Raw genomic sequence first — 13,286 nt, 5'->3', positions numbered from 1 at the left:
ACTTTATTGCCTCCTGAGATACCAATGAAAAGCCGATCGACGCGCCGACTTGATTCATCGAGAACGTGTAGCCGATTTATGCCGTTATCGGTTCTGGGTTCGCGCGTCAACGCTTGGCCGCTGAGACTGTGACATCGCCAGAGATTCGACACTGACACGCGAGCCGAAAGTGCTCGCCAGAAAAACCCAGATTTATTAAAAAGGCTTCTTCAGCAGCCCCGCGTGAACCGAGCGCATCGTCGCCGCTCAGTACTTCAATCACACATGCGCCGCATGCGCCCGATCGGCAACCGAAAGCGATTGCTTCATGACCATGCAGTTCGAATTCAAGCTCGACCAAAGAGCTATCGACAGGAAGAAATACTTCGCGCCTCTGCGGCATAAACGTCAACTTGAATGTCTGCAAAATCAGTCTTCTTTAAATTCCCCCAAACACAAAGCAATCCTAATCAAACAGCACGCGTATTGACAAATCAAAAATTTGAATTCAATGCATCGATTTACCTCATCTATCGCGTCGTGCCGCAGGCACGAGCACGTCTCTTTTTCCTGCCTCTCGCATCCAATTCAGGAACCGTTCAGTGTTTTCCTGCAACGGGCCACCTGGCGTCACGAACCAATATCCGATCGTCCCTTCATATCTTGAATCGGGCATAGCTTCAACGAGCGCTCGAGCGGCCAGCCGCCGTTCGATCAGACGGTGCCGTCCCATGGCAATACCTTGGCCCGCAGCTGCAGCCTCCAGAACGATGTTGTAGTCATGGAGCATGAGCCTCGGAGCGTTCGTCAGATCACATCCGAAGTGGCTGCACCAGGCATCCCATTCGAAATGATGCGGCGCGTAAGACATGAGCAAGGGCCCCTTGCTCAGTTCAATCGAATTCGTGAAAGGGCCGTGCGCTGCCAGATACTCCGGACTGCAGACCGGCGACAAGCGTTCGCGCATCAGAAACGACGACTGAACGTTCGGCCAACCGCCCGTCCCGTACCGGATCGCCACATCTGCTGTGCCGGAACCGACATTCGCCAATTCGATCGACGGCATCAAGTGCAGAGAAATGTCGGGATGGTCGGCGCTGAAGGCAGCCAGACGAGGCGCCAGCCAGTGAGTTGCGAACGATGAGAGCAGACTGACTTTCAGTGGGTTTTTTTGTGTCTTTGCGTCGCGAATCTGTCGCGTACCATCCGCGATCCATTCGAGCGCCCTGCGGACCTTGGCGTAGTACGCACTGCCTGCTGGAGTAAGTTCGATGCTTCGCGTGCGGCGAATGAAAAGCAACACGCCGAGGTGCTGTTCGAGCTTTTGTATTTGATGACTGATCGCGCTTTGCGTTACAGCGAGTTCTGCCGCGGCGCGGATGAAACTCGAGTGGCGCGCTACGGCTTCGAAGGCGCGCAACGCCATGAGCGGAGGTAAATCGTGAGTCAGGGGCGCGTCAGAAAAATGCATGTGTGGCAACGAAAAATACGATTACGATGTGTTCAGGCGACGACCGCAGACCTGACGTCAACATGATGCTTCATCAATACCGACGTGAGAACTGCAACGAGCGATTCAGCCGTCGGTGTAGCGACAGCGAACCCGACGACGCCGCGGACGTACAATAACGTTCAAACCCTCCCATCGGGAAATGAGGCGGCGCCGAAAACTCGTCGGCAAGGCCGCTGATCGCACGCATATGCGTCGCAGGGAACACAGTCCTTGTTCATCGATCAACGCACTCACATAGATATCCATGGCCCAATACGTCTTCACCATGAACCGCGTCGGCAAGATCGTCCCGCCGAAGCGTCAGATCCTGAAAGACATCTCCCTTTCGTTCTTTCCCGGCGCGAAGATCGGCCTGCTCGGCCTGAATGGCTCGGGCAAGTCCACGCTCATCAGAATCATGGCCGGCGTCGATAAGGACATCGAAGGCGAAGCCACACCGATGCCCAACCTGAACATCGGCTATCTGCCGCAGGAACCGCAACTGGATCCGCAGCAGACCGTGCGTCAGGCCGTCGAAGAAGGTCTCGGCGATGTCTTCCAGGCGCAGAAGAAGCTCGACGAAATCTACGCCGCCTACGCGGAACCCGACGCGGACTTCGACGCCCTCGCCGCCGAGCAGGCCAAATACGAAGCCATCCTCGCGACGAGCGACGGCGGCAGCCCCGAGCAGCAGCTCGAAGTCGCCGCCGACGCGCTGCGCCTGCCCGCATGGGACGCGAAGATCGAACATCTGTCGGGCGGCGAAAAGCGCCGTGTCGCGCTCTGCAAACTGCTCTTGCAAAAGCCCGACATGCTGCTGCTCGACGAGCCGACCAACCACCTCGACGCCGAATCCGTCGAATGGCTCGAGCAATTCCTCACGCGCTATCCCGGCACCGTGGTCGCGGTGACGCACGATCGCTACTTCCTCGATAACGCCGCCGAGTGGATTCTCGAGCTCGACCGCGGCCACGGCATTCCGTGGAAGGGCAATTACTCGAGCTGGCTCGATCAGAAGGAAGACCGCCTGAAGCAGGAAGAAGCCAGCGAATCCGCGCGCCAGAAGGCGATCAAGAAAGAACTCGAATGGGTCCGCCAGAACCCGAAGGGCCGTCAGGCGAAATCGAAAGCGCGTATCGCGCGATTCGAGGAACTCAACAGCCAGGAATATCAGAAGCGCAACGAAACGCAGGAAATCTTCATCCCGGTCGGCGATCGGCTCGGCAATGAAGTCATCGAGTTCAAGAATGTCAGCAAGGCGTACGGCGACCGTCTGCTCGTCGACAATTTGAACATGAAGATTCCGGCGGGCGCGATCGTCGGCATCATCGGGCCGAACGGCGCGGGCAAATCGACGCTCTTCCGCATGCTGACCGGCAAGGAACAGCCGGATTCGGGCGAAATCGTCAAGGGACCGACGGTCAAGCTCGCGTACGTCGATCAGAGCCGCGATGCGCTCGCAGCCGATAAAACCGTGTTCGAGGAAATCTCCGGCGGCGCGGACGTCCTCACGGTCGGCAAGTACGAAACGCCGTCGCGCGCGTATATCGGCCGCTTCAACTTCAAGGGCAGCGACCAGCAGAAACTCGTCGGCAATCTGTCGGGCGGCGAGCGCGGGCGTCTGCATCTGGCGAAGACGCTCATCGCGGGCGGCAACATGCTGCTGCTCGACGAACCGTCGAACGACCTCGACGTCGAAACGCTGCGCGCGCTCGAAGACGCGCTGCTCGAATTCGCCGGCTCGGTGATGGTGATCTCGCACGATCGCTGGTTCCTCGACCGGATCGCCACGCACATCCTCGCCTTCGAAGGCGATTCGCATGTCGAATTCTTCGACGGCAACTATCAGGAATACGAGGCCGACAAGCGCAAGCGCCTGGGCGAAGAAGCCGCGAAACCGAAACGTCTGCGCTACAAGCCGATCACGCGCTAACGTCTGACAAAAGAGCCTATGCGGGCGCGCGCACCGACATCAGGCACAAAAGTGGCGACTGTGTACGACGCAGTCGCCACTTTCTTTTTCGAGCGGCGTATTCAATAAGCCGGCACGGGAGACACACGCAGATGGCGGGATCGAGCGCGCAGCGGGGAGCGCTTTGGGCAATCGGGATCGTCGTGGCGCTCGTCGTCCTGGTGATCGGCGGCTGGCTTTTCGTCGTGCATCAGATGAAGGAGCGCATCCTCGAGACGCTCGGCCCGAACGGAACGGTCGAGGAAATCGACGTCGGCTTCGGCCACGTCACGCTCTCGCGCGTGCGCCTTCGCGGACCGAAAGACTGGCCCGCCAGCGACGCGATGCGCGCCGAGCGCATCGTGCTCGACGTCGACATGCATTCGCTCATCTCGAAGCCGATTCATCTGCGCAGCGTCAGCGTCGACAACTACTATCTGTCGATCGCGCGCTCCGCCGACGGCCGCGTGCGCATCCTGCCGGGCCTCAAGGAAACCGCGCGTGAAGCCGACGCCAGCCCCGACAGCAAGGAGCGCGAGGAACACGCGCGAGAGGAAAAGCTCATCGATCGCGTGTCGTTCGAGCGCGGCGCGATGGAGTTCTTCGACAGCTCCGTGCAGGACCCGCCCTATCGCGTGCTGATCGGCGACGCGCGCGCCACCGTCGATCATATTCATCTGCCCGCGCTCACCGACCGCACCGAGCTCTCGATGACCGGCTCCATCAAAGGCCCGTCGCACACTGGCAACGTCACGTGGAGCGGCTGGATGATCATCGCGAACAAGGATTCGCAGACGCGCGCGACGCTGCGCAACGTCGACGTCGCGACGCTCGATCCTTATCTGCTGAAGAAGGCGGGCGCGAAAGCGGCGGTGACGGGCGGCACCATCGACATGACGATCGATGCGACCGTGAAGAATTACCGCATCCACGCGCCCGGAACGTTGTCGCTGAATCACCTGCAGATCAGCGATACCGGCAACGCGCTCGACACGTTCCTCTCGATCCCCACCAAGGCCGCGATCGCCGCACTGAAGGACCGCAAGGAGCAGATCAAGCTCGATTTCGTGCTCGACGGCGACCTGCGCGATCCCAAGTTTTCGCTGAGCGAAAGCCTCTCGAAGAAGCTTGCGGCGGGCTTCGCGAAGGCGCTCGGCGTGAGCGCGGAAGGCGTCGTGCGCGGCGCGGGCGATACGGTGCGGGGAATCGGCAACGCGCTGAAGAACCTGCTGGGGCAGTAGCGCGTCGCCTTCGATGCGTCAGAGCGGCAGATTCAGCGCGCGCAGCTTCGATTCGGTGTCGAGCGCGCCGGTGTAGTGCACGCCGTGCCAGCCGAGCGCGGTCGCGGCTTGCGCATTGTTGAGGTTATCGTCAATGAACACGAGCTCGTTCGGCCGGATGCCCGGCAGATGCCGTTCGATTTCCGCGCGCATCAAGCCGAAAATTTGCGGATCGGGCTTCACGAGACCGACGCGCCCCGACACGACGATCTCGCGAAACTTCCGCAGCACGCCGAAGCGCTCCCACGCGTAGGGAAACGTCTCGGCCGACCAGTTCGTGAGGCCGAAAAGCGGCACGCCCGCTGCCTCCAGCCGGTCGACGAGCGCGACGCCCGCTTCCAGCACGCCCGACACCATTTCCGGCCAGCGGGCGTAGAACGCGCGGATCAGCGTTTCGTGCTCGGGATAGACCGCGATCAGCTCGGCGGTGCCTTCCTCGATCGTCTGCCCGCCGTCCTGCTGCACGACCCAATCCATCTTGCAGACGTTGTCGAGAAACCAGCGCCGCTCGGTTTCGTCCGGAATCAGATGCTTGTAGAGATACTCGCGATTCCAGTCGATCAGCACGCCGCCGAAATCGAATACGACTGCCTTGATGGTCATTGTTCGCGGCTCCCGGGGATCAAATCGCCTTCGTTCGCGCTTCGAGCCACGCCAGCGCCTTGCCCGACACATGCGGCGACACCCGGCGACGCACCGTCTCGTGATACGCGTTGAGCCAGGCGCGCTCGTCCTCGCGCAACAGCGACAAGTCGATGCAGCGGGTATCGATCGGGCACAACGTCAGCGTTTCGAATTCGAGGAAATCGCCGAATTCGGTCTTGCCCGCCGCCTGATTCATCACGAGATTCTCGATGCGGATGCCCCACTTGCCCGGCCGATAAATCCCCGGCTCGATCGACGTGATCATGCCCTCTTCCATCGCTGTCCACGATTCGGCGGGCGCATAGTGCGAAATCACCTGCGGGCCTTCGTGGACGTTCAGGAAGTAGCCGACGCCGTGCCCCGTGCCGTGGCCGTAATCCGCGCCCGCTTCCCAGATCGGCGCACGCGCGATCGAATCGAGCATCGGAGAGCGAATGCCGCGCGGAAAGCGAGCGCGGGAGAGCGCCATCGTGCCCTTCAGCACGACGGTGAAATCGCGCTTGTGCTCCGCCGTGATCACGCCGATCGGCACCACGCGCGTGATGTCCGTCGTGCCGCTCAGATATTGGCCGCCCGAATCGATCAGCAGCAGGCCGTTGCCTTCGATCACCGCGTGCGACGCCTCGGTCGCGCGGTAGTGCGGCATCGCGCCGTTCGCGTTGAAACCGGCGATCGTGCCGAAGCTCAACGTGACGAAGCCCGGCCGGCGCGCGCGCGCGGCGGTCAGCTTCTCGTCGATGGTCAGTTCGGTGATGCGCTCGCGCCCGAGCGCCTCTTCGAACCACGCGAAGAATTCGGCGAGCGCGGCGCCGTCCTGCTCCATCGTCGCGCGGATGTGCTCCGCTTCAGCCGCGGTCTTGCGCGACTTGGCGAACGTCGATGGATTCACCGCCTCGACGATCGTCACCGTCGCAGGCACTCGCTCGAGCAGGCCGTGCGTGATACGGCGCGGATCGATCAGCAGCGTCGAGCCGGCGGGCAGCGACGCGAGCGATTCGGGCGCGGCGGCATAGGGCGCGACGCGCACGCCGTCGCGTGCAAGCGATTCGACGAGCGCGGCCGGAACCTTGCCGTCGGCGACGAAGATCGTCGCGCCATCGAGACCGATCAGCGCGTGCGCGACGAAAACCGGGTTATAGCTCACGTCGCCGCCACGCAGATTGAAAATCCACGCGAGGTCATCGAGCGTGGAAACGAAGTGCCATTGCGCGCCCTTCGCGCGCATCGTGTCGCGCATTTGCGCGAGCTTGTCCGCGCGCGCGACGCTCGCATGCGGCGCGGCATGTTCGTAGACGGGCGCGTCGGGCAAACCCGGGCGCGCAGGCCACACGGAATCCAGCAGGTCGAGATCGGTGCGCAGCACGATACCGCGCGCGGTGAGCGCATCGGACAACGCGCGCGCCGCCGCGACGCCGAGCACGCTGCCGTCGACCGCGACGGTCGCACCCGTCGCCACGTGCTCCGCGAGCCATTCGACGTGCGGCGCGGTCTGCTGGCCGCCCATCATCTTCATGAGCACAATGCCGGTGCCCGCGAGTTGCGTTTCGGCCTGCGTCCAGTAACGGCTGTCGACCCAGACACCCGCGAAATCCGCCGTCACCACGAGCGTGCCGACCGAACCCGTGAAGCCCGAGAGCCATTGCCGCCCCTGCCAGCGCTCGGGCAGATATTCGGAAAGATGCGGATCCGCCGACGGAATGAGCACGGCGGCGAGCTTTTCGAGCGCCATCTGGCCGCGCAACGACTCGATGCGCCGCGCGAACATCGCGGGCTCCGGAATGGCTGAATCTGCAATGCGATCGTTCATGAAGTCACCTGCTTGAAAGCCCGCGTGGGGCGCGAAGAGCACGACGCGTGGCGAGGATCGCCCGCTGCGCGCCAGAAAAAGAGATCAGCGGCGCGCCGCCAGCCCGACCGTCGTGGTCACTACGAGCAGCGCGAAGACCGCGCAAGCCAGCCATTCGAGCGTATCGCCGTCGTGGTACACGTCGACGATATTGCCGAGCATGCGCGCGATGATCGTCGCCAGTATGCCAGCGGCGATGGCCGTCCAGATATATCCCGCCGGACCGCGCGCGACACGCCCCGCACGCCGCAGCGGATGCAGCCACCAACCCGTCGCGCCGATGACCGCGCCGAGGAAAATCAGTCCGGTCCAGCCCATCAGCGACAGGACTCCGCCAAAGCCTGTTTCTGGGAAATTGGGGCATTTCGGGGAATGGGCATGGCTTCGGCAATTCTCGACGGGACGTAGCGGTTGAGTTTAGGGGCCTGATTCTGCGAGCGCAAGGCTCTGAAAGAGCTCAGCCCGGAACTCGCGAAAGCCAACGGAAAGTGGCTTTCACGCTGAGATGATTCTATGAATTCTCCGAATTCCAGCGCGGTATTCCACTGCTATGATTTCTGGAATATCGGCCTTTTTTCGTCTTCTCGGCGCGATCGTAATAATCGCCGCAAAAAGCGAACTTCGGCTACACGCTTTTGCCTGTTTCGTTAATCGTGCTCTCGATGGCGATTTCAAGGATATCGATTTCAAAATGCCCGAAACCAATCTGATTTCGCTGCGCGGACTCGAACTGATCATCACGTATCGCGGTTCCAGCCAGGAGCGGCGCGACAATCTGCGCGGCGTTCTGCGTCATCTCGACCGCACCTATTCGGACTATCAACTCTGGCTGATCGAGGCTGACGCCGTGCCCACGTTCAGTTGGACGGAATTCGGCAATCCGAGAATCCGGCACTTGTTCGTGCATGACACCGGCCCTTTTTCGAGAGCGAAACTCGTCAATCTCGGCGCGCTCATGGCGAAAAGCCCGATTATCTGCCTGCACGATGCGGACATGATTGCCAATCCCGACATGATGAAATTGGCGGTCGATGCCCTGATGGACAGGGATGGTAGCGACGTGCTCTGTCCTTTTTCTCGCGTATTGAATGTTTCAGGCGGCCGGCGCAAGTCGTTCGTCGAGTCTGGAAATTTCGACGAATTCGCCCCATTCATGGAAGGTGATTTGCCGGACGATATGAATATGCTGTACCTCAATACGCCGGGCGCAATCAATCTGTTCAAGCGCGCGGTGTTCGTTCGTATCGGCGGCCTGGATCCGAGCTTCATCGGTTGGGGCGGCGAGGACGACGATTTGTTTCTTCGCGCCACCCGGCTCGGCGCGCGCTGGCATTCGCTCGCGGGCCCGAATTCGTCGCTGTTCCATCTGAATCACGACTCGGCCTCTCGTATCGAAATTCTCGAGGAGGAACATTGCGCAAAGAATCGGCAACAGGCGTTTCGAACGGGAGATCTTCCCATCGAGGCTCTGCAAGCGCGGGCGCTCGAGTTGTCGAAATATTTCGGCTGAGCGGCGCGGCCTTCTGTCACACGCAACCCTGGCGAACGGCAGCTATGCCACGTCGCGCGGAGGTTTGCGCCGTTTCCGGGCTGGTCGCACCCCAAATGCCACCTATAAATGAAGAAATACGCAAAAGGCTATAATATTGGGCTATCTGAAAGGCCATCGGCTTAGGCCCAAAGCATCAGTCCAAAACAATGCAGCTCCTCACGATCGGAATCAACCACCACACTGCGCCTGTCGCTCTGCGCGAACGCGTGGCGTTTCCGCTCGAACAGTTGAAGCCCGCGCTAGGGGCGCTGAAGGACATCTGGCTGGGCCCGCTCGCGAAGGTGTCGCCCGAAGCGGCGATCCTCTCGACCTGCAACCGCACCGAGCTCTACTGCGCCACCGACGACTCCGCCGCCCGTGAGGCCGCGCTCCAGTGGCTCTCGAAGTATCACAGCATCCCGGTTCCCGAACTCGCGCCGCACGTCTACGCGCTGCCGCAGTCGGAAGCCGTGCGTCACGCGTTCCGTGTCGCATCGGGGCTGGATTCGATGGTGCTCGGCGAAACGCAAATCGTCGGACAAATGAAGGATGCGGTGCGCACCGCGTCCGAAGCCGGCGCGCTCGGCACCTATCTCAACCAGTTGTTCCAGCGCACCTTCGCCGTCGCGAAGGAAGTGCGCACGACGACGGAAATCGGCGCGCAGTCGGTGTCAATGGCTGCGGCCGCCGTGCGCCTCGCGCAGCGCATCTTCGAGAATATTTCCAGCCAGCGCGTGCTGTTCATCGGCGCAGGCGAAATGATCGAACTCTGCGCGACCCATTTCGCCGCGCAAAATCCGCGCGAACTGGTCGTCGCGAACCGCACGGCCGAACGCGGCGAGAAGCTCGCCGGCCGCTTCAACGGCCGCGCGATTCCGCTTTCCGAACTGCCGGCGCGCATGCATGAGTTCGACATCATCGTGTCCTGCACCGCGTCCACGTTGCCGATCATCGGTCTCGGCGCGGTCGAGCGTGCGGTGCGCGCGCGCCGCCATCGGCCGATCTTCATGGTCGATCTCGCCGTGCCGCGCGACATCGAGCCGGAAGTCGGCAATCTGCACGACGTGTTTCTCTACACCGTCGACGATCTCGGCGCGATCGTGCGCGAAGGCAACGCGTCGCGTCAGGCGGCGGTCGCGCAGGCCGAGTCGATCATCGAGACGCGCGTCGCGAATTTCATGCAGTGGCTCGATGCGCGCAGCATCGTGCCGGTCATCCGCCACATGCACACGCAGGCGGACGCGCTGCGCCGCGCCGAGGTCGAGCGCGCGCGCAAGATGCTCGCGCGCGGCGACGATCCCGCCGCCGTGCTCGAAGCACTGTCGCAATCGCTTACGAACAAGCTGATTCACGGTCCCACGCACGCGCTCAATCGCGCGAGCAGCGAGGAGCGCGGCCAGCTCATCGACCTGATGAGTGGCTTTTACCGGCACGGCTCGTCGTCCGATTCGTCGGAACGTTAGCGGCCTTCTCTTTGCTATTCTCAAAGGCTCCGCGCGGCTCGCGCGGCGGCTTCCCCGACAGCAGTATTTCCTGGCGCTGACCGCGTCATTTCCGTCCGATGAAAACGAGCATGCAAAGCAAGCTCGACCAGCTTGCAAAACGGCAGGTCGATCTCAACGAACTGTTGAGCCGCGAAGATGTGACCGCCGATATGGACCAATATCGGAAACTCACGCGCGAACACGCGGAAATCAGCCCGATCGTCGATCAATACGCGCTCTGGCGTCAGGCTCTGACCGACGAAGCCACCGCGCAGGACCTGCTCTCCGATCCGTCGATGCGTGATTTCGCCGAAGAGGAAATCGGCGAGGCGCGCGAGCGCATGACGAAGATCGAAGGGGACTTGCAAACGATGCTGTTGCCGAAGGATCCGAACGACGATCGCAACATCTTCATCGAAATTCGCGCAGGCACGGGCGGCGACGAATCCGCGCTGTTCGCGGGCGATTTGCTGCGCATGTATCTGCGTTACGCGGAGCGCAATCGCTGGACCGCCGAGACGATGTCGGAAAGCGTGTCCGATCTCGGCGGCTACAAGGAAGTGATCGTGCGCATCGCGGGGCAAGGCGCCTATTCGCGGCTCAAGTTCGAATCGGGCGGGCATCGCGTACAACGGGTTCCGGCGACGGAAACACAAGGGCGCATCCACACGTCCGCGTGCACGGTCGCGGTAATGCCGGAAGCCGATGAAATCAGCGAAGTCGTGATCAATCCGGCCGATTTGCGCATCGACACGTTCCGGGCATCCGGCGCGGGCGGGCAGCATATCAACAAGACCGATTCGGCCGTGCGCGTCACGCACTTGCCCACGGGCATCGTCGTCGAATGTCAGGACGATCGTTCCCAGCACAAAAACAAGGATCGCGCGCTGAAGGTGCTCGCCGCGCGCATCAAGGACAAGCAGTACCACGAGCAGCACGCGAAGGAAGCCGCGACGCGCAAGAGCCTGATCGGCTCGGGCGACCGTTCCGAGCGCATCCGCACCTACAACTTTCCGCAGGGGCGCATGACGGATCACCGCATCAACCTGACGCTGTACAAGCTCGAATACATCATGGACGGCGATCTCGATGAACTGATCGGCGCGCTCGTATCCGAGCATCAGGCGGAGCAGCTCGCGGCGCTCGGAGAATCGGAGTGAGCGATGCCGCCGCATTGTTGCGGGCGTGCGCGCTGCCGCAACTCGAAGCACGCGTCCTGTTGATGCATGTGCTCGGCTGGCGGCGCACGGAGCTCATCACGCGCGATCGTGAAGTGCTGCCGCAGGATGCCGTCGCGCGTTTCGAAGCGCTTGCCGCGCGACGTCTGAAGGGCGAGCCGATCGCGCAACTGACCGGCACGCGAGAATTCTTCGGCCTCGAATTCAGCGTGACGCCGGACGTGCTGATCCCGCGGCCGGAAACCGAATTGCTCGTGGAACTCGCGCTCGAAGCCATCGCCGATGCCGCCAACCCGCGCGTGCTGGATCTCGGCACGGGAACCGGCGCGATCGCGGTATCGATCGGGCATGCGCGTCACGATGCGCGCGTGTGGGCCGTGGATCGGTCGATCGAAGCGCTCGATGTCGCGCGCGGCAATGCGCGACGTCTGCTGGACGCAAAGCGCGCAGGCGGCCCGCTGGCTTTCATCGAAAGCGACTGGACCGCGAACATCGATCCGTCGCTGCTGTTCGAAGCGATCGTCAGCAATCCGCCGTACATCGCCAGCGATGACCCGCATCTGGAGCAGGGCGACCTGCGCTTCGAACCGCGCGGCGCACTCACCGACGACGCCGACGGTTCATCCGCGATCCGCACGATCATCGAGACAGCGCCGTTTCTGCTCGCAAACAACGGCGCGCTCTGGCTGGAGCATGGCTATGATCAGGCGGCATCCGTGCGCGCGTTGCTGGAGGCGCGCGGCTTCACGGACGTACGCTCGATGCGCGATCTCGCCGGCATCGAACGCTGCTCGGGCGGAGTGTTCACGGCCTGAGCACAATGCCGTCGTCAGCCCGGGACAGCGAAATCCGCTATCATTTCAACCATCAGCCTCCAACGACATTCAAGCGCAGGAACGCCATGGATACGCAAGAACGCATCAAACAAATCGTCGATCAAAACGCGGTCGTCCTCTTCATGAAGGGCACGGCGCAATTCCCGATGTGCGGCTTCTCCGGCCGTGCGATTCAAGTGCTCAAGGCATGCGGTGTCGATCAGATCATGACCGTGAACGTCCTCGAAGACGACGAGATCCGCCAGGGCATCAAGGAATTCTCCAACTGGCCGACCATTCCGCAACTCTACGTGAAGGGTGAGTTCATCGGCGGCTCGGACATCATGATGGAGATGTATCAATCGGGCGAACTGCAGCAGCTTTTCGCCGCCGCCTAAGTGCTCTGCAAGTGAGCGCGCCCGCTGCTGCAAAACGACGGCTCATCGTCGCGATTACCGGCGCAACGGGCGCCATCTACGGCGTGCGTCTGCTCGAGACGCTACGCCGCCTCTCCGGCGTCGAAACACATCTGCTCGTCTCCAGCGCCGGCTGGCTCAATATTCAGCACGAACTCGATCTCGACAAAACCGCGGTTCACGCACTCGCCGACGTCGTTCATAGCGTGCGCGATGTCGGCGCGACCATCGCGTCGGGTTCTTTCGCGACCGACGGCATGGTCGTCGCGCCCTGCTCGATGCGCACGCTCGCGAGCATCGCGCACGGTCTGTCCGACAACCTCATCACGCGCGCCGCCGATGTCGTGCTGAAAGAGCGCCGGCGTCTTGTGCTGCTCGTGCGCGAAACGCCCTTCAATCTCGCGCATCTGCGCAATATGACGGCCGTCACCGAAATGGGCGGCGTGATCTTTCCGCCTTTGCCCGCGTTCTACCAGAAGCCCGCGACCATCGACGAAATGGTCGATCACACCGTCGCGCGCGTCATCGATCTATTTGGATTCGGGCAACCGGTTGCGTCCGCCTGGCAAGGTCTGCGCGGCGAAACGGACTGACATCCGGTGATTGACAACGGCGGCGACACAATTGGTTGCCGGCTCGCCCATTTATCAACCCGGCCGACGGCACTAC

Annotated in this window: 13 protein-coding genes; 8 read left to right on the top strand and 5 right to left on the bottom strand. The window is 62.0% G+C overall.

Annotated elements, in window-relative coordinates; all coding sequences use genetic code 11:
* Positions 1-106: 106 nt before the first annotated feature.
* Both U4Y90_RS32125 and U4Y90_RS32120 read right to left on the bottom strand, forming a co-directional pair.
* Positions 107-406, bottom strand: a complete 300-nt coding sequence (locus tag U4Y90_RS32125) for a 2Fe-2S iron-sulfur cluster-binding protein (RefSeq protein ID WP_321800768.1) — start codon at positions 404-406, stop codon at positions 107-109.
* 99 nt (positions 407-505) lie between these two features.
* On the bottom strand, positions 506-1,405 hold the full coding sequence (locus tag U4Y90_RS32120) for a LysR substrate-binding domain-containing protein (protein ID WP_321800767.1): 900 nt from the start codon (positions 1,403-1,405) through the stop codon (positions 506-508).
* A gap of 331 nt (positions 1,406-1,736) precedes the next feature.
* On the opposite strand from U4Y90_RS32120, the gene ettA reads away from it, so the two are divergent.
* Together ettA and U4Y90_RS32110 are read left to right on the top strand one after the other, a co-directional pair.
* Positions 1,737-3,404 carry an energy-dependent translational throttle protein EttA gene (gene ettA, locus U4Y90_RS32115; protein ID WP_321800766.1) on the top strand — a complete coding sequence of 556 codons (1,668 nt, stop codon included), beginning with the start codon at positions 1,737-1,739 and terminating at the stop codon, positions 3,402-3,404.
* Positions 3,405-3,535: 131 nt separating this feature from the next.
* Positions 3,536-4,663, top strand: a complete 1,128-nt coding sequence (locus U4Y90_RS32110; RefSeq protein WP_321800765.1) for a DUF748 domain-containing protein — start codon at positions 3,536-3,538, stop codon at positions 4,661-4,663.
* An 18-nt stretch (positions 4,664-4,681) separates the two neighbouring features.
* Here the strand turns inward: U4Y90_RS32110 and U4Y90_RS32105 are convergent, their stop codons facing one another.
* The 3 genes from U4Y90_RS32105 to U4Y90_RS32095 all read right to left on the bottom strand — a co-directional run bounded on the left by U4Y90_RS32105 (position 4,682) and on the right by U4Y90_RS32095 (position 7,511).
* The gene (locus U4Y90_RS32105) at positions 4,682-5,305 is read right to left on the bottom strand and encodes an HAD family phosphatase (protein WP_321800764.1); all 624 of its coding nucleotides are present in this window, start codon (positions 5,303-5,305) and stop codon (positions 4,682-4,684) included.
* A 19-nt stretch (positions 5,306-5,324) separates the two neighbouring features.
* Positions 5,325-7,112: an aminopeptidase P family protein gene (locus U4Y90_RS32100; protein ID WP_321800813.1), complete on the bottom strand. Its 1,788-nt coding sequence runs from the start codon at positions 7,110-7,112 to the stop codon at positions 5,325-5,327.
* A 126-nt stretch (positions 7,113-7,238) separates the two neighbouring features.
* The gene (locus U4Y90_RS32095) at positions 7,239-7,511 is read right to left on the bottom strand and encodes a hypothetical protein (RefSeq protein ID WP_321800763.1); all 273 of its coding nucleotides are present in this window, start codon (positions 7,509-7,511) and stop codon (positions 7,239-7,241) included.
* Positions 7,512-7,884: 373 nt separating this feature from the next.
* Between U4Y90_RS32095 and U4Y90_RS32090 the strand changes: the two genes are divergently transcribed.
* The 6 genes from U4Y90_RS32090 to U4Y90_RS32065 all read left to right on the top strand — a co-directional run bounded on the left by U4Y90_RS32090 (position 7,885) and on the right by U4Y90_RS32065 (position 13,210).
* Positions 7,885-8,703: a glycosyltransferase family 2 protein gene (locus U4Y90_RS32090; RefSeq protein ID WP_321800761.1), complete on the top strand. Its 819-nt coding sequence runs from the start codon at positions 7,885-7,887 to the stop codon at positions 8,701-8,703.
* A gap of 188 nt (positions 8,704-8,891) precedes the next feature.
* Entirely contained in the window at positions 8,892-10,187 is a 1,296-nt protein-coding gene (gene hemA, locus U4Y90_RS32085) for a glutamyl-tRNA reductase (RefSeq protein ID WP_321800760.1), read from the top strand.
* A 98-nt stretch (positions 10,188-10,285) separates the two neighbouring features.
* Entirely contained in the window at positions 10,286-11,368 is a 1,083-nt protein-coding gene (gene prfA, locus U4Y90_RS32080; RefSeq protein WP_321800759.1) for a peptide chain release factor 1, read from the top strand.
* On the top strand, positions 11,365-12,201 hold the full coding sequence (gene prmC, locus U4Y90_RS32075) for a peptide chain release factor N(5)-glutamine methyltransferase (protein ID WP_321800758.1): 837 nt from the start codon (positions 11,365-11,367) through the stop codon (positions 12,199-12,201). Before prfA ends, prmC begins: the two co-directional genes overlap by 4 nt.
* Positions 12,202-12,287: 86 nt before the next feature.
* Positions 12,288-12,599, top strand: coding sequence for a Grx4 family monothiol glutaredoxin (gene grxD / locus U4Y90_RS32070; RefSeq protein WP_321800757.1), 312 nt, complete (start codon positions 12,288-12,290; stop codon positions 12,597-12,599).
* 11 nt (positions 12,600-12,610) lie between these two features.
* Complete coding sequence (locus U4Y90_RS32065; protein WP_321800756.1) at positions 12,611-13,210, top strand: UbiX family flavin prenyltransferase; 600 nt, start codon at positions 12,611-12,613, stop codon at positions 13,208-13,210.
* Positions 13,211-13,286 lie beyond the last annotated feature (76 nt).

Source organism: Caballeronia sp. J97 (assembly GCF_905220305.1).
In the GTDB taxonomy this organism is placed as follows: domain Bacteria; phylum Pseudomonadota; class Gammaproteobacteria; order Burkholderiales; family Burkholderiaceae; genus Caballeronia.
Note: the sequence above shows the minus strand (reverse complement) of the source record. Positions and strands in the feature narration are given on the sequence as shown.